General features: G+C 66.6%; 15 protein-coding genes. 10 read left to right on the plus strand and 5 right to left on the minus strand.

Going from position 1 to position 20,218, the window contains the following annotated elements; translation table 11 throughout:
• Nucleotides 1-25 precede the first annotated feature (25 nt).
• From fdhF to modC, 7 genes are all read left to right on the plus strand, one after another.
• Complete coding sequence (fdhF, locus tag METFAM1_RS0109495) at nucleotides 26-2,890, plus strand: formate dehydrogenase subunit alpha (RefSeq protein ID WP_019919375.1); 2,865 nt, start codon at nucleotides 26-28, stop codon at nucleotides 2,888-2,890.
• A gap of 27 nt (nucleotides 2,891-2,917) precedes the next feature.
• Nucleotides 2,918-3,769 carry a formate dehydrogenase accessory sulfurtransferase FdhD gene (gene fdhD, locus METFAM1_RS0109500; protein ID WP_019919376.1) on the plus strand — a complete coding sequence of 284 codons (852 nt, stop codon included), beginning with the start codon at nucleotides 2,918-2,920 and terminating at the stop codon, nucleotides 3,767-3,769.
• A gap of 3 nt (nucleotides 3,770-3,772) precedes the next feature.
• Nucleotides 3,773-4,006 carry a formate dehydrogenase subunit delta gene (locus tag METFAM1_RS0109505; RefSeq protein ID WP_019919377.1) on the plus strand — a complete coding sequence of 78 codons (234 nt, stop codon included), beginning with the start codon at nucleotides 3,773-3,775 and terminating at the stop codon, nucleotides 4,004-4,006.
• Nucleotides 4,007-4,021: 15 nt separating this feature from the next.
• On the plus strand, nucleotides 4,022-4,621 hold the full coding sequence (locus METFAM1_RS0109510; protein WP_019919378.1) for a cysteine hydrolase family protein: 600 nt from the start codon (nucleotides 4,022-4,024) through the stop codon (nucleotides 4,619-4,621).
• Nucleotides 4,622-4,738: 117 nt separating this feature from the next.
• Nucleotides 4,739-5,509, plus strand: a complete 771-nt coding sequence (gene modA / locus METFAM1_RS0109515; protein ID WP_019919379.1) for a molybdate ABC transporter substrate-binding protein — start codon at nucleotides 4,739-4,741, stop codon at nucleotides 5,507-5,509.
• Nucleotides 5,510-5,515: 6 nt separating this feature from the next.
• A complete protein-coding gene (gene modB, locus METFAM1_RS0109520) occupies nucleotides 5,516-6,202 on the plus strand; it encodes a molybdate ABC transporter permease subunit (protein WP_019919380.1) in 687 nt (228 codons plus the stop codon).
• The gene (gene modC, locus METFAM1_RS0109525) at nucleotides 6,160-7,332 is read left to right on the plus strand and encodes a molybdenum ABC transporter ATP-binding protein (RefSeq protein WP_019919381.1); all 1,173 of its coding nucleotides are present in this window, start codon (nucleotides 6,160-6,162) and stop codon (nucleotides 7,330-7,332) included. The genes modB and modC overlap by 43 nt, the downstream gene beginning before the upstream one ends.
• Here modC and METFAM1_RS0109530 read toward each other — a convergent pair.
• The 4 genes from METFAM1_RS0109530 to ytfE all read right to left on the minus strand — a co-directional run bounded on the left by METFAM1_RS0109530 (nucleotide 7,280) and on the right by ytfE (nucleotide 13,351).
• On the minus strand, nucleotides 7,280-7,687 hold the full coding sequence (locus METFAM1_RS0109530) for a winged helix-turn-helix domain-containing protein (protein WP_019919382.1): 408 nt from the start codon (nucleotides 7,685-7,687) through the stop codon (nucleotides 7,280-7,282). The genes modC and METFAM1_RS0109530 overlap by 53 nt on opposite strands.
• 58 nt (nucleotides 7,688-7,745) lie before the next feature.
• A complete protein-coding gene (locus METFAM1_RS21330) occupies nucleotides 7,746-10,061 on the minus strand; it encodes a calcium-binding protein (protein WP_269745878.1) in 2,316 nt (771 codons plus the stop codon).
• A 319-nt stretch (nucleotides 10,062-10,380) separates the two neighbouring features.
• Nucleotides 10,381-12,666 (minus strand): nitric-oxide reductase large subunit, encoded by a 2,286-nt coding sequence (locus METFAM1_RS0109540; protein ID WP_019919384.1) that lies wholly within the window; start codon nucleotides 12,664-12,666, stop codon nucleotides 10,381-10,383.
• On the minus strand, nucleotides 12,659-13,351 hold the full coding sequence (gene ytfE / locus METFAM1_RS0109545; RefSeq protein WP_019919385.1) for an iron-sulfur cluster repair protein YtfE: 693 nt from the start codon (nucleotides 13,349-13,351) through the stop codon (nucleotides 12,659-12,661). The genes METFAM1_RS0109540 and ytfE overlap by 8 nt, the downstream gene beginning before the upstream one ends.
• A 142-nt stretch (nucleotides 13,352-13,493) precedes the next feature.
• Between ytfE and norR the strand changes: the two genes are divergently transcribed.
• The 3 genes from norR (at nucleotide 13,494) to METFAM1_RS0109560 (ending at nucleotide 19,114) form a co-directional block, all read left to right on the plus strand.
• Nucleotides 13,494-15,032: a nitric oxide reductase transcriptional regulator NorR gene (gene norR / locus METFAM1_RS0109550; RefSeq protein ID WP_019919386.1), complete on the plus strand. Its 1,539-nt coding sequence runs from the start codon at nucleotides 13,494-13,496 to the stop codon at nucleotides 15,030-15,032.
• Nucleotides 15,033-15,199: 167 nt separating this feature from the next.
• Nucleotides 15,200-18,586 (plus strand): transglutaminase family protein, encoded by a 3,387-nt coding sequence (locus METFAM1_RS0109555; RefSeq protein WP_019919387.1) that lies wholly within the window; start codon nucleotides 15,200-15,202, stop codon nucleotides 18,584-18,586.
• Between the two features lie 168 nt (nucleotides 18,587-18,754).
• Entirely contained in the window at nucleotides 18,755-19,114 is a 360-nt protein-coding gene (locus tag METFAM1_RS0109560) for a YbaN family protein (protein WP_019919388.1), read from the plus strand.
• Between the two features lie 12 nt (nucleotides 19,115-19,126).
• Here METFAM1_RS0109560 and METFAM1_RS0109565 read toward each other — a convergent pair whose 3' ends face one another.
• Nucleotides 19,127-20,215, minus strand: a complete 1,089-nt coding sequence (locus tag METFAM1_RS0109565; protein WP_019919389.1) for an alkene reductase — start codon at nucleotides 20,213-20,215, stop codon at nucleotides 19,127-19,129.
• Nucleotides 20,216-20,218: the final 3 nt, after the last annotated feature.

The raw sequence follows: 20,218 nt of genomic DNA on the forward strand, positions 1-20,218 counted from the left end.
CACGCGAGAATCCAGGAGAACAGCCATGTCATTACCCAGAGAAACCGATTACGGCACACCCGCCCGCGAGTCGGAAAAGGAAGTCACGCTGTCGATCGACGGCATCGAAGTCACGGTGCCGGCCGGCACCTCGGTCATGCGCGCCGCGCAGGAATGCGGCAACAGCATTCCGAAGCTGTGCGCGACCGACAGCCTGGAGCCCTTCGGCTCCTGTCGCCTGTGCCTGGTCGAGATCGAAGGTCGCCGCGGCTACCCGGCCTCCTGCACGACGATCGCCGAAGCCGGCATGCAGGTGCGCACCCAGACGCCCAAGCTGGCGGACATCCGCCGCGGCGTGATGGAGCTCTACATTTCCGACCACCCGCTGGACTGCCTGACCTGCTCGGCCAATGGCAACTGCGAACTGCAGGACATGACCGGCGTGGTCGGCCTGCGCGAAGTGCGTTACGGCATGAAGGGCAAGAACCACTTCGACCTGCTGTCGGCACTGACGAAGGAGAAGGACGAATCCAATCCCTACTTCAGCTACGACCCGTCCAAGTGCATCGTCTGCAACCGCTGCGTCCGTGCCTGCGAAGAAACGCAGGGCACGTTCGCGCTGACCATTTCCGGCCGCGGCTTCGATTCGCGCGTCAGCCCGGGTGAGAGCCAGCCCTTCATGGAATCGGAATGCGTGTCCTGCGGCGCCTGCGTGCAGGCCTGCCCGACCGCGACACTGATGGAGAAGGGCGTGATCGAACACGGTCAGGCCGAAAAGAAGGTCACCACCACCTGCGCCTACTGCGGCGTCGGCTGCTCTTTCGACGCCGAAGTGAAGGGCACGACCGTGGTACGCATGGTGCCGAGCAAGGACGGCGGCGCCAATCACGGCCATTCCTGCGTCAAAGGTCGCTTCGCCTTCGGCTACGCCACGCACGCCGACCGCATCACCACGCCGATGATCCGCAAGAGCATCGAGGACGCCTGGCAGCCGGTCAGCTGGGACGAGGCGATCAACTACGCCGCCTCCGAATTCAAGCGCATCCAGGCCAAACACGGCCGTGACTCGGTCGGCGGCATCACGTCCAGCCGCTGCACCAACGAAGAAACCTATCTGGTGCAGAAGCTGGTTCGCGCGGCCTTCGGCAACAACAACGTCGACACCTGCGCCCGCGTCTGCCATTCGCCCACCGGCTACGGCCTGAAACAGACGCTGGGCGAGTCGGCCGGCACCCAGACCTTCGACTCGGTGATGAAGGCCGACGTCATCATGGTGATGGGCGCCAACCCGACCGACGGCCACCCGGTGTTCGGCTCGCAGATGAAGCGCCGCCTGCGCGAAGGCGCCAAGCTCATCGTGGTCGACCCGCGCAGCATCGATCTCGTGCGCTCGCCGCACATCAAGGCGGAACAGCACCTGAAACTGAAGCCCGGCAGCAACGTCGCGCTGATCACGTCGATGGCGCACGTGGTCGTGACCGAGGGCCTGGTCAAGGAAGACTTCGTCCGCGAGCGCTGCGAATGGCATTCGTTCGAACAGTGGCGCGACTTCGTTGCAAAGCCCGAGAACTCACCGGAAGCGATGGAACAGCACACCGGCGTACCGGCGGCCGACGTGCGCGCCGCCGCCCGACTGTTCGCCACCGGCGGCAACGCGGCGATCTACTACGGCCTCGGCGTGACCGAGCACAGCCAGGGCTCGACCACCGTCATCGGCATCGCCAACCTGGCGATGGCCACCGGCAACATCGGCCGCGAAGGCGTGGGCGTGAATCCGCTGCGCGGCCAGAACAACGTGCAGGGCTCCTGCGACATGGGCAGCTTCCCGCACGAACTGCCGGGCTACCGCCACGTGTCCGACGCCGCCACGCGCATGCTGTTCAAGGATGCCTGGGGCGTCGAGCCGCAGCCGGAACCGGGCCTGCGCATCCCGAACATGTTCGAAGCGGCGATGGACGGCACCTTCCTCGGCCTCTACTGCGAAGGCGAGGACATCGTGCAGTCCGACCCGAACACGCAGCATGTCGAAGCCGCACTGCGCGCGATGGAATGCGTGGTGGTGCAGGACCTGTTCCTGAACGAAACGGCGAAGTTCGCGCACGTCTTCCTGCCCGGCTCCAGCTTCCTCGAAAAGGACGGCACCTTCACCAATGCCGAGCGCCGCATCTCGCGCGTACGCAAGGTGATGCCGCCGCTGGCCGGCAGGGAGGACTGGGAAGTCACCGTCATGCTGTCGAACGCGCTCGGCTACCCGATGAACTACAGCCACCCGTCCGAGATCATGGACGAGATCGCGCGGCTGACGCCCACCTTCCACGGCGTCAGCTACGAGCGGCTGGACGAACTGGGCAGCATCCAGTGGCCGTGCAACGAACAGGCGCCGGACGGCACGCCCATCATGCACATCGACCAGTTCGTACGTGGCAAGGGTCGCTTCATGCTGACCGAGTACGTGCCGACCGAGGAACGCACATCCAAGCGCTTCCCGCTGATCCTGACCACCGGCCGCATCCTGTCGCAATACAACGTCGGCGCGCAGACGCGGCGCACCGCGAACTCGATGTGGCACGACGAGGACCGCCTGGAAATCCACCCGGCCGACGCCGAAACGCGCGGCATCAACGAAGGCGACTGGGTCGGCATCACCTCGCGCGCCGGCGAGACGGTACTGCGCGCACGCGTGTCCGAGCGCATGCAGCCGGGCGTCGTGTATACGACTTTCCACTTCCCGGAGTCGGGTGCCAACGTCATCACCACCGACAACTCCGACTGGGCCACCAACTGCCCCGAGTACAAGGTGACCGCGGTCGAGGTGACCCGGGTGACCCAGCCGTCGGAATGGCAGCAGCGCTACCGCGACTTCTCGCAGCAGCAGATCGACCTGCTGCCGAAGAAGCGCGAGAAGGTCTGAGTCGTGGGCGCGGTGCAGGCTCTCGATATGGGTGGGCCGCTGCTTGCATGCGACGAGGCGGGCGACGCGGGTGAAGCCGTGCTGCACCCCGCCCAGCGTTTGCGCAGCGCCGTGCGTGTCAGCGGCGGCGTGCGCACGGCCAGCGTCGAATGCGTGGCCGAGGAAGTGCCGGTGGCCATGGTGTACAACGGCATTTCGCACGCCGTGATGCTGGCCACGCCGGCCGATCTGGAGGACTTCGGCACCGGCTTCAGCCTGGCTGAAGGCATCGTTGCGCGTGCCTCCGAGATCCACGATGTCGACACGGCGCACCACGCCGACGGCATCGAGGTGCGCATGCAGGTGTCCAACCGCGCCTTCGAAGCGCTGAAGGCGCGTCGCCGTTCTCTGGCCGGGCGCACAGGCTGCGGGCTGTGCGGCGTGGACAGCCTCGGCCAGGTCACTCGCGATGTGAAACCGGTTGCGGCGCGCCCCGCGTTCGACGAGGCAGCCATTCACCGTGCTCTCGTCGCGCTCGGCGAGGGCCAGGCCCTGCACGCGCTGACCGGCTCGGTACACGCCGCCGCCTGGGCACACGCGGACGGCACGCTGTTCGCAGTGCGCGAGGACGTCGGCCGCCACAACGCGCTGGACAAGCTGATCGGCGCCGTCGCGCTGGCCGGCGTCGACACTGCGCAGGGCTTCGCGGTCGTCACCAGCCGCGCCAGTTACGAAATGGTGCTCAAACTCGCCAGCGTCGGCGGCGGCCTGCTGGCGGCGATTTCCGCGCCGACCGGGCTGGCCATCGATCTGGCGGTGCGCACCGGCGTCACGCTGTGCGGCTTTGTCCGCGACGGCCGCATGGCGATCTACACCGAACCGAAGAATCGAACGGAATAAGCAATGGACATCCAGAATCTCGTCAAGATGGCCAACCAGATCGGCCAGTTCTTTCACAGCTACCCCGACCACGACGAAGCGGTGCGCGAAGTCGCCGCCCACATCCGTCGCTTCTGGGAACCACGCATGCGCCGTGCGATCATCGAGCAGATGAACCGCGGCGGCGACACCGGTATGCTGCCGCTGGTCATCGAAGCGCTGCAGCACATGCAGGAGCAGGAAACCTCCACCACCTGAAAGGACACCCCACTGATGAGTTCACTGACGACGCTGCGCGACCTGATGGGTCTCGGCCACGAGCCGGGCCTGCTTGCCGACGCCGCCCTGGTGATGATCGATTGCCAGAACACCTACCGTGAAGGGGTCATGCAGCTCACGGGCGTCGAGGCGGCGCTGCTGGAAGCACGACGCGTACTCGACCGCGCGCGCGAACTCGGCCGTCCGGTCATCCACATCCAGCACGACGCCGGTCCGGGCACGCCCTATGACGTCAATGCCGCGATCGGCCGCATCGCCGACATCGTCGCGCCGCAGGCCGGTGAGACGGTGATCACCAAGCACTACCCGAACAGCTTCGTACAGACCTCGCTCGACGAAGAACTGAAGAAGCTGGGCGTGAAGCAGCTTGTGCTGGCCGGCTTCATGACGCACATGTGCGTGAATTCGACGGCGCGCGGTGCCTTCAACCTCGGCTACGCGCCCACCGTAGTCGCCGCCGCCACCGCCACGCGCGACCTGCCGCTGCCGGACGGCAGCACGGTCCCCGCCGCTGCGGTGCAGGCCGCAAGCATCGCCACGATGCGCGACCTGTTCGCCGCGATCGCGCCGAACGCAGACGCAGTCGCGCGCTGAACGGCGACGCACACGAAAAAAAGCCGGCAGCCGCCGGCTTTTTTTTGCCCATCGCCGCGGCACACGCAGGATTTCATCGTACGATCGTCCTGTATTTAATTTTATACAGGAAAGACCATGAAACTCGCCCGCCTGCTGCCCACCCGCCTGCTGTCAGCACTTGCTCTGAGCCTCATTGCCGGCGCCGCCCACGCGGACACGCTTGTCGTATTCGCAGCCGCCAGCCTGACCAACGCATTGCAGGACATCGGCAAGGCGTTCGAGACACGCTCCGGTCACACGGTCAAGTTCTCCTTCGCAGCGTCGTCGGCACTTGCCCGGCAGATCGAAGCCGGCGCCCAGGCACAGGTTTTCCTGTCGGCCGACGAGCAATGGATGGACTACCTCGCCGAGCGCAAGCTGCTCGCCGCCGGCACGCGTACCGATCTGCTCGGCAACAGCCTGGTGCTGGTGACCCCTGCCGACAGCAAGGCGTCGGTGACGCTGAAACCCGGCTTCGATCTCGCCGCGCTGCTCGGCGACGGTCGTCTGGCCACCGGCGATCCTGCCCACGTGCCGGTGGGCAAGTACGCAAAGGACGCACTGACCAGGCTCGGCGCATGGCCGGTCGCGGAACCGAAACTGGTTCGCGCTGACTCGGTGCGCGCGGCACTGGTTCTGGTCGAACGTGGCGAAGTGCCAGCCGGCATCGTCTATGCGACGGACGCAGCGGTGTCGCCCAAGGTCCGGGTCGCCGGCGTGTTTCCCGCTGACACACACGCGCCGATCACCTATCCTGCTGCCATCGTTGCCGGACAGGACACGCCCCCCGCGCGCGCCTTCATGCAGTGGCTGCGTGGCACGGAATCGGCGGCGGTATTCACCCGATATGGTTTCAGCCTCAAATAAGGATAGATGAGCGACATCGAACTGGATGCCCTGCTGCTCAGCCTCCGTGTCGGGCTGGCCAGCACCGCGCTGTGCCTGCCCTTCGCGCTGGGCGTCGCCTGGCTGCTGTCACGCACCCGTCTGCCCGGTCGCGCCCTGCTCGACGGCATCGTGCACGCCCCGCTGGTGCTGCCGCCGGTGGTGATCGGCTACCTGCTGCTGATCTCGCTCGGCACGCGCGCGCCGCTCGGCGCCTGGCTGAAGAACACCTTCGGCATCCAGCTCATCTTCACGACCGAAGGCGTGGTCGTGGCCGCGGCAGTGATGGCCTTTCCATTGATGGTGAGAGCGATCCGGCTGTCGCTGGACGGCGTCGACCGCGGTATCGAACTGGCCGCTCGCACGCTCGGCGCCGGCCGGCTCGACGTGCTGTGCACGATCACGCTGCCGATGATGCTGCCGGGCATCCTGTCCGGCGCGATGATGGCGTTCGCCGCCAGCCTCGGCGAATTCGGCGCCACCATCACTTTCGCCTCCAATATCGAAGGCGAGACGCGCACGCTGCCGCTGGCCATCTACACCGCGACACAGACGCCGGACGGCGATGCCATCGCGCTGCGTCTGGTCGGTCTGTCGATGGCGCTGGCGGTGGCCGCTATCACGCTGTCTGAATGGCTGAACCGGCGCACGCAGCGCTGGCTGGGGCGACCATGATCGAACTGCAGTTCGGCGCCCGGCTCGGCGCGCTCGATCTCGACGCTGACGTCACGTTGCCGTCGCGCGGCGTCAGCGCCATCTTCGGCCGCAGCGGTGCCGGCAAGAGCAGCCTGATCAACGCGGTGGCCGGCATCGTGCGGCCGTCGCGCGGACGCATCACGGTCGGCGACCGCGTGTTCTTCGACGCCGACGCCGGCATCGATCTGCCGATCGAAGCCCGCAGCGTCGGCTATGTGTTCCAGGATGCACGGCTGTTTCCGCACCTGTCGGTGAGTGGAAACCTGCGTTACGGGCTGAAACGCGCGCGCGGCCCGCGCCCGGTGGACTGGAACAGCGTGATCGAGGTGCTCGGCCTCGCCCACCTGCTCGACCGCCGGCCGCATCACCTGTCCGGTGGCGAGAAACAACGGGTGGCGCTGGGCCGCGCGCTGCTGCGCCAACCGGGGCTGCTGCTGATGGACGAACCGCTCGCCTCGCTGGATGCGCCGCGCAAGGCGGAAGTGCTGCCCTACATCGAACGGCTGGCGCAGGAATTCGCACTGCCGGTGCTCTATGTAAGCCATTCGATCGAGGAAGTGACACGACTGGCCGACCATCTGGTCATCGTCAGCGAAGGCCGCACCGTCGCCAGCGGCGAGCTGGCAGACATCATGTCGCGCCCCGAGCACTCGCCGCTGATCGGTCGCTACGAAGCGGGCTCGGTGCTGGAATGCACGGTGCTGCAGCACAACGACGACTATGCGCTGACCACGCTGCGCTTCGCCGACGGCCAATTGCGCGTGCCGCGCATCGATCTTGATCTCGGTTGCGCGGTGCGCGTGCGCATCCGCGCCCGCGACGTCGCACTGGCATTGTCGCGTCCGATGGACGTGTCGATCACCAACAAGATGCCCGGCCGGATCGCACGCATCACACCGCGAGAAGGTCCTTACGCCGACGTCGCGGTCGACCTCGGGAGCAGTTCGCTGCGCGCGCTGGTCACGCGCGAGTCCTGCGACCGGCTGGGTCTGCAACAGGGCACAGCAGTCTGGGTGATGGTGAAATCGGTGGCGCTGGACAGCCGCAGCGTCGGCTTCAACCGGCGTCCGCGTCCCGACGTGGCGCCTGAACTGCCGGCTGCGGATTGAGCGCTTCGTCCAGTTCGCGCAATTGCAGCGCGACCGCGTCGGCCGTTCGCCGCTCAGCGGCGCGGAACAATGCGATCAGCCGTTCGCCGAAGGGCGTCAGCTCGGCGCCGCCGGCGCCCTGCGAACGACCGGGATAAGTCTTCACTACCGGCTCGGCGAACATGCGGTTCATGTCGTCGATCAGCAACCAGGCGCGCCGATAGGCCATGCCCATCGCGCGCGCCGCGCCCGAGATCGACCGCTCGCGCGCCAGGTGCTCGAGCAGCTCGATCTTGCCCGGCCCCAGCCGCTCGCCATTGTGGAAATGCAGTCGCAGCGACGCGGTGGAGCGCGGCAGATCATCGGAGCGGTTCATGCGCGGAGTGTAGCGCGCAAGCAGCGATCCGCGATGCAGGAGAGCAAGGCCCGTCCGATCAGGAGGCCAGCACCTCGAAGTGATCCGCCGACAGCAGAGGCTTGCCGGTAAATTGGGCAAGCTGGACCGCGTCGCCAGCACCATTTCCATCCGCGTCGTAATACAGCGCACCGGACGCTGTGTCATAGATCAGCCGCACATCGCCATCGGTGGCCGCACTGCCGCTGCCGATCTGCACGAGCTCCGACGGCATCGCTGCCGGCGTTTCGTTGAAGCCGGCACCGAGCGCATCGAACACCGTCGCGTCGAACACGATGCGGTCGTCGATGAGGCTGAAATCGGCAACAGTCTGCAGCGTGCCGGGAGCAGGCGCCGCGTCGAAGTAGAACACGTCCTCGCCGGCTCCGCCGGTGAGCGTATTCAACCCCTCTCCGCCCGACAGCCAGTCGTTGCCTGCACCACCGAGCAACGCATCGTTTCCGGCACCACCCAGCAGCACGTCATCTCCAAGGCCGCCAGAGAGCACGTTGTTGCCGCTGTTGCCGGTGATCACGTTGGCCAGCGCGTTGCCCGTGCCGCTCAGGTGCGCCGTGCCCGTCAGCTCCAGGTTCTCGACGTTCGCACCCAGCGCGTAGCTCAGCGCGCTGCGCACCGTGTCCGTGCCCGCGTTCAGTCCTTCGCTCACCACGTCGCGCACGTTGTCGACCACGTAGGTGTCGTCACCCGCGCCACCCGACATGCTGTCGATGCCTTCGCCTCCGTCCAGCAGGTCGTTGCCGTCCCCGCCCGCCAGCACGTCGTTGCCGACCAGACCAAACAGTTCGTTGTCCAGTGCGTTGCCCGTCAGCACATTGCCCAGCTCGTTGCCCGTGCCCTCCAGCGCACTGCCTTCCAGCGTCAGGTTCTCCACGTTCGCCGTCAGCGTGTAGTCCACCGACGCGCGCACCAGATCAACACCCGAGCCCTTCACCGCCGTCTCGGTCACCACGTCGCCCGCGTCATCCACAACGTAGGTGTCGTTGCCCAGACCGCCCGTCATCGCGTCCGCGCCCGCGCCTCCGTCGATCACGTTCGCCGAGCCATTCCCCGTCAGCGTGTTCGACTCGGCATTGCCCACCAGATTGAACAGCCCCGCCCCCAGCAATTCAAGGTTCTCGACGTTGTCATGAAGCGCCACCGTCACGGCAGTACGCCCTGCATTCGCATAGCCGATCCGGACCGTATCGTTGCCCTCGTCCGCAAGCTCGGTGACTATTTCGTCGGCGCGGTCGATCACATAGATGTCGTCACCTTCACCGCCAATCAGCGTATCGAGACCACCACCACCGATCAGTGTGTCGATGCCGCCAAGGCCGGTAAGTACGTTGGCCTGTGCATTTCCGGTAAGCGTATTGCCGAGTTGATTGCCTGTGCCATCGATTGCCGAGCCGATAAGCGTGAGGTTCTCGACGTTGTCGTCCAGCGTGTGGCTGACCGAGGCCAGCACCAGATCGGTCCCCTCGGCGGCGGCCTCGACGACGACATCGCCGGCGTTGTCGACGTAATAGACGTCGTCGCCGTCACCGCCATCCATGACGTCAGCACCCGCCCCGCCGTTGATGAGGTCATTGCCGTCATAACCGTAGAGCGTGTCGTTGCCCGTGCCGCCGCTAATGCTGTCAGCACCGTTCAGCATGTCGGCGAAGAACGTGGCCGTATTGGCGGGAAGAAAGCCGAATGGACGTCCCGAATCGATATCCATCTCGACGTAGCGCGACAGTCCGGTCATCGACATCAGGGTCTGCGCTGCACCAGAACCGGAGCCGTCCACATCGCGGCCATAGGAGAACGAAGTCACCGTGCCCCGGATCACGCCATAGTCGTCCTCCACAAAGCTCCCGCCGTAGCTGAAGGTCGTCGTGGCCTCACCGGAAACATCGCGCAACGTATAGGTGAGCGAGCTGTACCGCGCGGCGCCAGTCGTCATCGAAATACTTCCGACATACGCGATCGACTGCTCTGAGTCCCCGATCACCGCACTGGTCACGGCCCCGCTGACATCGCCGTACACGTTGCCGCGCACGTTGCCGCTCATCCTGATGTAGAACCCGTCGTACTCGGAATAACTGATGCGATTGATAGAGAACGAATTCCCGGTCATTCCGCTGCCATTGATGATCATCTGCGCGTAGGTCGGGTAATACGTGCTTATGACGATCCTGGACGACGACACCGAATCGACATACCCATAGCTGATCGCCATGAATATCGTATCGACCATGCCCTCGAGCTCGCTCGAAAACGCATCGAGCTTAGTCGCCGCCCGCCCCACGAATCCGCCTAGCGTGTCAGTGAGGAAGGAGAGGCTGTTGTCCTGAGCGGTGATATTGGCCACGGGATGGTCCTGTGCAGTCGGATATTCAGATTGGAAGTCCCGGAGTATAGCCATGCAACATTTCCATACCCTGAAGACACAGTTTTTTTCACACTCCATCCCAGCCTGATTTCACTCGAACCGCCGCACGGAAATCCAATGCCGCGCAAGGACCGAGGATCAACGGCACCGAACGGAATCCGCCAGCGGCGGGGCAGAATCGCCCCTGCAATCGGGCACAGGTCAGCCGGCCGGACCAAAAAAAGGGCGCCGGCCTCGCGGCACGGCGCCCCAACCTTGCCGATGCGTGACGACAAGGAGGGAGGACGGTACAGTCAGTTCATCGACGGGCCCCCGCCAGCGCGGCAGCCGGTGCAGCGGCGCGAGCGGAACGCCCGAACACGCCGCTGACCACCTGCCAGGCCAGCGCCAGCGCGCCGACGATGAACACCACGTCGCCGAAGGTGCGCACCCAGCGCAGCGTTTCGAGCAGCGGCTGTTGCATGAATGCCTCGCTGCGTGCGTACCACAGCCCCTGACTGACGCTGGCGTGGAACTGGATCAGACCAATGGGCAGCAAGCTGGTGGCGATCATCAGCACCAGACCCAGGTTGAGCCCCCAGAAGCCGGTCTTCATCAGACGCTCGCCGAACTCCAGCTGCGGCCGGACGTAGCGCAGCACCAGCAGCGTGAAGCCGAGAGCGAGGAAGCCATACACCCCGAACAGTGCGGCATGGGCATGCACCGGCGTCGTGTTCAGACCCTGCACGTAGTACAGCGAAATCGGCGGGTTGATCATGAAGCCGAATACGCCGGCACCGAGCATGTTCCAGAAGGCCACCGCGACGAAGCACATCAGCGGCCACTTCAGCTTCGCCATCCACGGCGCGCGGTCCTTCAGGCGCCAGTTCTCCCACGCCTCGTGACCGAGCACGACCAGCGGCACCACTTCGAGCGCGCTGAACGAGGCACCGACCGCCATCACCGGCGTGGTCGTGCCGGCGAAGTACAGATGGTGGAAGGTGCCGGGCACGCCGCCCAGCATGAACAGCGAGGCGGAGGCCAGGCTGGCCGCCGTTGCCATGCGGCCGGACACCAGGCCGAGCGTCGAGAAGATGAAGGCCAGTGCGGTGGTGGCGAACACTTCGAAGAAGCCTTCTACCCACAGGTGCACCACCCACCAGCGCCAGTACTCCATCACCGACAGATGGGTGCGCTCGCCGTAGGCGAAGCCGGCGCCGTAGAACAGGCCGATCGCCACCACCGACGCGGTCAGCAGCGCGAGCAGGTTCTTGTCGCCGCCCGGCGTGCGCAGCGCCGGCACCATGCCGCGCAGCATCAGCACCAGCCACAGCGCGACGCCGACGAACTTGCCGATCTGCCACACACGGCCGAGGTCGACGTACTCGTAGCCCTGGTGACCGAGCCAGAAGTTCAGCTCCGGCGGCATGATCTGCGCGATCGCCAGGTAGTTGCCGACGAAGGAGCCGACGACCACCACGACCAGCGCCCAGAACAGCACATCGACACCCAGCTTCTGGAACTTCGGATCGCGCCCGCCGTGGATCAGCGGCGCCAGGAACAACCCGGCGGCGAGGAAGCCGGTGGCGATCCAGAACAGCGCGCTCTGGATGTGCCAGGTACGCACCAGCGAATACGGGAACCACTGCGACACGTCGATTCCGTAGAAGGTCTGGCCCTCGACGGTGTAGTGCGCAGTGAATCCGCCCAGCATGACCTGGAACACGAACAGCGCCACCACCAGAAACAGGTATTTGCCGAGCGCCCGCTGCGACGGCGTCAGCGCGACGCGCGTCAGCGGGTCCTGCGCCGGCGCGGCCGGGTCGCTCTCGTCCTGTTTGCGCAGGAAGGACCAGCCCCAGATCAGGAAGCCGACGCCGGCCATCATCACCACCACGCTGACGATGGACCACACGACGTTCTCCGCGGTCGGCGCGTTGCCGATCAGTGGTTCGTGCGGCCAGTTGTTGGTGTAGGTGGCGCGGGTGCCGGGCCGCTCGGTCGCGGCCACCCAGGCGGTCCAGAAGAAGAAGCCGGCAAGCTGCGCGCGCCGCTGCGGATCGGGCAGCGTGTTTTCCTTCATCGCATAGCTTTCGCGCGAGCCCTGCAGCGCCGGTGCGTCGCCGAACAGCTCGGCGTAGTAAGCGGCGGTGTGCTCGATCGCCTTCGCGCGCAGTGTCGATACGGTGGCGATGCCGCTTGCGGCGTCGTAGGTGTTGCGCCGGTACTCGCGCTTCAGACGCGCCGCGAGCAGCGCCTGCGTGTCGGCGTCGAGCTCGGCATAAGGCTTGCCGTGCGCGTCCTGCGCGGCCAGATCCAGCCAGGCCAGCAGTTCGCGGTGCAGCCAGTCGGCGGTCCAGTCCGGCGCTTGGTAAGCGCCATGCCCCCAGATCGAGCCGAGCTGCATGCCGCCGACCGACTGCCAGGCGGTCTGGCCGTCGAGAATGCCGTCGTGCGTGTAGAGCACCCGGCCGTCGTCGCTGACGATCTGCTGCGGTATCGGCGGCGCGCTGCGATACACCTCGACGCCGTAGTAACCGAGCAGCGAGAAGGTGACGATGAGCACGCCGATCAGCGTGAACCACAGCCTGCGATAGTTACCCATGAGCGGTCTCCGCCTCGGCCGGTGCCGGATTCAGCCCCTCGAACAGGATGTTGTTCTCCAGGTGGATGTGTTCCATCAGGTCTTCGCGCAGCGCGGCCAGGCCGACGTAGAGCGCGCGCCAGGTGTTGCAGGCGCCGCGCGGCAGCGTGATGTCGTTGGTCAGCGCTTCCAGCCGCTGCAGCGCTTCGCCGTGCTGGTCGTGCTCGTTGCGCATCACCGTGACTGGCCCCTGCACTGCCACAGCGTGTCCGCGGGCGAGCATCGGGAACAGCACCTGTTCCTCCTTCTGCATATGGCTTTCCAGTTCCTGCTGCATCGCTGCCAGATGATCGGCGAGGCCGTTCGGGCAGTCCGGACGATCGCCATGCACCTGTTCGACCCGGCGCGCGAGGCGGGTCAGCTCCGGCAGCTGTTCGCGATGGCGGTCATGGAAGCGGAACAGGATGTGCTCGATCAGCGTCGCCGCCGGCACCGTGCGCCAGTCGCGCTCCTCGCGCGTGGCCAGCGACGCAAGGGTGCGCAGGCGGTCGACGATGGGTTGCGCGTCGATGCCGCGCTCGGCCGCTGCTTCCTGCAAGCTGTGCTTGCCGCCACAGCAGAAGTCCAGCTTGTGTTCGTGGAATACCTGGGTGGCGCCGGGAATGCTGCGCGCCAGCGCGCCGAGGGATTGTTCGATCAGGTTCATGGCGAGAGCCTCGTGTGGAAGAAGACACCCCCACTTCGCAAGGTCCGGGCCACATGCTTCGATCAAATAAAATCAACAAGATACGAAAATAAAGGTATTTTGGACCCTCACCACGAACGGTATTTAGAACCCTGAAAGGGTCATGAAAACCATGATGGAATCCCTGCTGCTCGCCGACCTAGTGTCGGAACTGCCGCCCGCGGTGCGCCTGCAGCGTCTGGTATCCAGCCTGCGCGCCCACTTCGACTGCGGCGCGGTCGCGCTGCTGAAGCTGGAAGAGGACGGTCTGCGCCCGCTGGCGGTCGACGGTCTGGTGCGCGAAACACTGGGTCGGCGCTTCGTCGTCGGTCAGCACCCGCGACTGGCCACCATCCTGTCGCGCCGCGACATCACCAGCTTCGATCACGACAGCACGCTACCCGACCCCTATGACGGCCTGCTCGACACCCGCGTCGGCGAGCCACTGCCGGTACACGACTGCATGGGCACCAGCCTGCACGTCGAGGGACAGACCTGGGGCGCGCTCACGCTGGACGCGCTGCAGACCGGCACCTTCACCGAAGCGGCGCGCGATGACCTGCGTCGCTACACCTTGCTGGTCGAGGCGGCGGTGCGCGTGACCCGGCTGGAACAGGACCTGCACGCGCTGCGCCTGTCGCGTGGCGGCGAACCGTCAGGCACACGCACCACGGAGGACGAGGCTGAAATCATTGGCCACAGCGACGTGATCCAGCGTCTGCTGCACGAACTGAAGGTGGTCGCCGAGTCCGAGCTGCCGGTGCTGCTGCTGGGCGAAACCGGCGTCGGCAAGGAGCTGTTCGCCCGTCACCTGCACCGCCATTCGCGCCGCGCCACGCAGCCGCTGGTCCACGTGAACTGCGCGGCGCTGCCGGAATCGCTGGCCGAAAGCGAACTGTTCGGCCACGTGAAGGGCGCCTTCTCCGGCGCCACCACGGACCGCCCGGGCCGCTTCGAGGCGGCCGACGGCGGCACGCTCTTCCTCGACGAAGTTGGCGAACTGCCACTGACCGTTCAGGCCAAGCTGCTGCGTGCGCTGCAGAACGGCGAAATCCAGCGCCTGGGCGCCGACCAGCCGCGACGCGTCGACGTGCGCGTGATCGCCGCCACCAACCGCACGCTGCGCGACAGCGTGCGCGAGGGCGCCTTCCGCGCCGACCTCTATCACCGGCTGTCGGTCTACCCGGTGCCGATTCCGCCGCTGCGCGAGCGCGGCAGTGACGTGCTGCTGCTGGCCGGCCGCTTTCTCGAACTGAACCGCGCCCGCCTCGGCCTGCGCAGCCTGCGTCTGTCGCCGGAGGCGGAAGACGCGCTCTGTCGCTATCCGTGGCCGGGCAATGTGCGCGAGCTGGAACATGTGATCAGCCGCGCCGCGCTGAAGGTGGTGAGCCGTGGCGCCGCGCGCACCGACATCGTGTCCCTGCCGGCCGAACTGCTCGATCTCGACGGGCCGGCGCTGGCCAGCGTGCAGGCGCCCGTGTCCGCCACCGAAGCGACGCCAGTTGCCGTGATGCCGCTGCGCGATGCCGTCGACGCGACCCAACGCCGGATGGTGCGGGCGGCGCTCGATGCATGCGGCGGCAACTGGACCGACGCTGCCCGGCGGCTCGACGTCGACCCGAGCAATCTGCACAAGCTTGCTCGACGACTCGGCCTCAAATAGCGACGACGGACTTTCCACTGATGCACAGCGCCGGTGCGCGCACACGCCGGCCGCCCCACACACGGAAGGATACTGAAACAAAGCTGCATGAAAATCATGCACTTGGCCTGCGCACACTAATTGCTTGAAGCCATCAACCCCTTTCCAGTACGCAACCGGAGTCCTCCGTGTCCATCCACGTCGCGCTGAACCACGTCACCCACTACCGCTACGACCGTCCGGTCATGCTCAGCCCGCAGGTGGTCAGACTGCGTCCGGCACCGCACGCGCGCACACCCATCCTGTCCTACTCGCTGAAGGCGACGCCGGGCGAGCACTTCATCAACTGGCAGCAGGACCCGCAGTCGAACTACCTCGCCCGCATCGTGTTCCCGGAGCGCACACGCGAACTGCGTATCGAGATCGACCTGGTGGCCGAAATGTCGGTCATCAACCCCTTCGACTTCTTCCTCGAACCTGAGGCGGAGAAGATTCCGTTCGCCTACAGCGAAGAGCAGACGCACGAACTGACGCCCTATCTGGTCAAGCTGCCGCTCGGACGCGACAACGCGCCGAAATTCTCGCGCTGGGTCGATAACGCGCGCGCGCTGTGCAACGGCGGTCGTGCCAGCGTGGACTTCCTGGTCGCGCTGAACCAGCAGATGCAGAACGACATCCGCTACCTCATCCGCATGGAGCCCGGCGTGCAGACGCCGGAAGAAACGCTGCAGAAGGCCAGCGGTTCCTGCCGCGACTCGGCCTGGGCGCTGGTGCAGGTGCTGCGTCACATCGGTCTGGCGGCGCGCTTCGTGTCGGGCTACCTGATACAGCTGACGCCGGACGTCAAATCGCTGGACGGCCCGAGCGGCCCGGAGAGGGATTTCACCGACCTCCACGCCTGGTGCGAGGTCTATCTGCCGGGCGCCGGCTGGATCGGCCTGGACCCGACCTCCGGCCTGTTCGCCGGCGAAGGCCACATCCCGCTCGCCTGTTCGCCCGAGCCGTCGTCGGCGGCGCCGGTCAGCGGCTTCAGCGAGAAGTGCGAGTCCGAGTTCGAGCACCACATGAAGGTCGAGCGCGTGTGGGAAGCGCCACGCGTGACCAAGCCCTACAGCGACGACCAATGGTCGCGCATCGAAACACTGGGCCACCGCATCGACGCCGATCTCAAACTGCACGACGTGCGCCTGACCATGGGTGGCGAGCCCACCTTCGTGTCGGTGGATGACCGCGACGGCGCTGAATGGAACACCACCGCCGATTCACCGCCGGAAAAGCCGACAAAACGCCTGCTCGGCGCCGAACTGCTGGCCAGGCTGAAGGCACGCTACGCGCCGGGCGGCCTGCTGCATTACGGCCAGGGCAAGTGGTATCCGGGCGAACAGCTGCCGCGCTGGTCGCTCACCTGCTTCTGGCGCCGCGACGGCGAACCGATCTGGACAGACCCCGGCCTGTTCGCCGACGAATCCGTCGATTACGCACTGACCGAAGGCGACGCGGCCCGCTTCCTGAACGTGCTGTCGACCCGGCTCGGCATCGACGGCAAGCACGCCTTCCCGGCCTACGAGGATGTCTGGTACTACCTGTGGCGCGAACGCAAGCTGCCGGTCAACGTCGACCCCTTCGACGCCCGGCTGGACGATGCGCTCGAACGCGAGCGCATGCGCCGTGTGTTCGACCAGGGCCTGGACAGCGTGGTCGGCCACGTGCTGCCGCTGGCACGCACGCCGGCCGGCGACGCCTGGCAGAGCGGTCCATGGTTCCTGCGCAGCGAACGCTGCTATCTGGTGCCCGGCGATTCGCCGCTCGGCTACCGGCTGCCGCTCGACTCCCAGCCCTGGGCGAAGGACACCGACTATCCCTGGGTGCATGCCGCCGACCCGATGGCGCCGCAGACGGCGCTGCCGCAGTGGCGTGACATCGCCTGGCGCATGCAGACACCGCTTGCCGCGATGACCGGCGACCGCGCGCAGCGGCTGGGCTACGCCCTGCCGGACACCGGCAGCCCGGTCGCACCCGCCACCGACCGCCGCCCGGCTGATTTCGAATCGGCTGCCTGGATCACCCGCACCGCACTGTGCGCGCAGGTGCGCCACGGCGTCATGTACCTCTTCATGCCGCCGCTGGCGGCGCTGGAGGACTACCTCGAGCTGGTGACCGCGATCGAGGCGACCGCCGCCGACTGCGGCCACCCGGTCGTGCTGGAAGGTTACGAGCCGCCGCGCGACGCCCGCCTCGAAGTGCTGCGCATCACGCCCGACCCCGGCGTGCTGGAGGTGAACATCCAGCCCTACCACTCGTGGGACGACATGGTGGCCGGCACGACCTTTCTTTACGAGGCAGCGCACGAAACCCGGCTAGCCACCGAGAAGTTCATGATCGACGGTCGTCACAGCGGCACCGGCGGCGGCAACCACTTCGTGCTCGGCGGCGCGACGGTGTCCGATTCGCCCTTCCTGCGCCGGCCCGACCTGCTGCGCAGCCTGATCAGCTACTGGCACAACCATCCGTCGCTGTCCTACCTGTTCTCCGGCCTGTTCATCGGCCCGACCAGCCAGGCGCCACGCATCGACGAGGCACGCAACGACGCGGTGTACGAGATCGAGATCGCCTTCGCCGAAATCGAGCGCCGCACACGCGACATGGGCTACACGCCGCCTTGGCTGATCGACCGCATCCTGCGCAATCTGCTGGTCGACTCGACCGGCAACACGCACCGCACCGAGTTCTGCATCGACAAGCTGTTCTCGCCCGATGGTCCGACCGGCCGCCTCGGCCTGCTGGAGATGCGCGCCTTCGAAATGCCGCCGCACGCGCGCATGAGCCTCACGCAGCAACTGCTGCTGCGCGCGCTGATCGCCCGCTTCTGGCAGCAGCCCTACCAGCCGGCACGCCTGAAGCGCTGGGGCACCGAACTGCACGACCGCTACATGCTGCCGCACTTTGTCTGGGACGATCTGCGCGACGTCGTCGACGAATTGCGCAGCTTCGGCTACACGATGGAACTGGACTGGTTCGCGCCGCACTTCGAGTTCCGTTTCCCGAAGATGGGCGCCTTCGCCGCGCGCAATGTTCAGGTCGAACTGCGCAGCGCGCTCGAACCGTGGCACGTGATGGGCGAGGAAGGCGCACCCGGCGGCACCGTGCGCTATGTCGACTCCTCTGTCGAACGGCTGCAGGTGAAGGTGCAGGGGCTGGTGGACGACCGCCACGTGCTGGCGGTCAATGGCCGGCGCATTCCGCTGCAGCCCACCGGACGCGTCGGCGAGTTCGTCGCCGGCGTGCGCTACCGCGCCTGGCAGCCGGCCGCCTGCCTGCACCCGACCATCGCGCCGCACAGCCCGCTGGTGTTCGATCTGGTAGACGACTGGATGAAGCGTTCGATGGGCGGCTGCCAGTATCACGTCGCCCACCCGGGCGGTCGCAATTTCGAAACCTTCCCGGTCAATTCCTATGAAGCGGAAGGCCGCCGGCTGGCGCGCTTCTTCGCCATGGGCCACACGCCGGGCCAGGTGTCGGCACCGCCAGAGGAGCGCAACCCGAACTTCCCGTTCACGCTCGATCTGCGGCGCTGAGCACGCAAACGCGGACGGGCCGACGGGCGGCGCATCGAAGGATGCGCCGCCGCATCGCCGGCTGGCTTCCCACCCGATTGTCCTCGTAACCTGCGCCGCGCGCCGGCCTGCGGCACAATGCGGCTTTCGCATCACGCCCTGCCCGTCTTGATCCACTGGACCCGTCAGATGCTGTGGCGGCTGCTCGCCGCAGTGTCGGTACTGTTGGGCGTCATCGGCGCCTTCCTGCCCGTACTGCCGACCGTGCCCTTCCTGCTGCTTGCCGCCTGGGCCGCCGGCCGTGGCTGGCCGGCGCTGGAGGCGAAGCTGCTCGCCCATCCGAAGTACGGCCCGCACATCATCCACTGGCGCGAACACGGCGCGGTACCGCGTCGCGCCAAATGGCTGGCCAGCGTGATGATGCTGTTCAGCGCCACCACGCTGTGGTTCAGTCCGGTGCCCCCCTGGGTACGCGGCAGCGTGTGGCTCATCCTGATCGTCGTGGCCAGCTGGCTGTGGACACGGCCCGAACCGGCCAGCGACGATTAAGCTGAAAAGGCGTCAGGCGAGCGCCGGATAGTCGGTGTAGCCTTCGGCGCCGCCGCCGTACATCAGCTCGGCGCGCAGCGGATTCAGCGGCGCGTTGTCGCGCAGACGGCGCACCAGATCCGGATTCGAGATGAAGGGCTTGCCGAAGGCGATCGCGTCGGCCTCGCCAGCGGCCACCTTCGCCTCGGCGCTGGCGCGATCAAAGCCGTTGTTCACGATCCAGCCGCCGCCGAAGGCCTTCTTCAGCGCGTCATAGTCAAAGGGCTGCGCCAGATCGGCCGGTTCGCGCGGGCCGCCGGTTTCGCCCTCAATCATGTGCACGAAAGCGAGCCCCAGCGGCGCCAGCACTTCGACCAGGCGGCCATAAAGTGCCTGCGGATTGCTGTCACGCGCCGTGTCGCTGAAGGTGGTGATCGGCGACAGACGGATGCCGGTACGCGCCGCACCGATTTCCGCCGCCACCGCCTGCATCACCTCGACGACCAGACGAATGCGGTTGTCGATGGAACCGCCATAAGGGCCGCTGCGGTCGTTCACGCTGTCGCGCATGAACTGGTCCAGCAGGTAATTGTTGGCGGCATGCACCTCGACGCCGTCAAAACCGGCGTCGATCGCGTTGCGCGCGGCGCGGCGATAGTCTTCGACGATGCCCGGCAGTTCGTCGTCACGCAGCGCCCGGGGTTCGGACACCGGCACGAAGCCCTCCTTCGTGTAGGTCTGTGCATTGGGCCGACGCGCGGTCGACGACACCGGCGCCGCGCTGCCCGGCAGCAGCGAGGTATGCGAAATGCGTCCGACGTGCCACAGCTGCAGCACGATGCGACCGCCGGCGGCATGCACCGCATCGGTCACCTTGCGCCAGCCGGCGACCTGCTCGGCCGAGTGGATGCCCGGGGTGTCGAGATAGCCCTGCGCCATCGGTGAAATCTGCGTCGCCTCAGCGATGATGAGGCCGGCGCTCGCGCGCTGGCGGTAGTACTCGACGGTGAGCGGCCCCGGCACATTGCCGGCCTGGGCGCGGTTGCGCGTCAGCGGCGCCATGACGATGCGGTTGGCGAGGGCGATGTCGCCCAGTCGGGTCGGTTCGAACAGCGTAGTCATTCG

It is taken from the genome of Methyloversatilis discipulorum (assembly GCF_000527135.1).
GTDB classification, from domain to species: Bacteria; Pseudomonadota; Gammaproteobacteria; order Burkholderiales; family Rhodocyclaceae; genus Methyloversatilis; species Methyloversatilis discipulorum.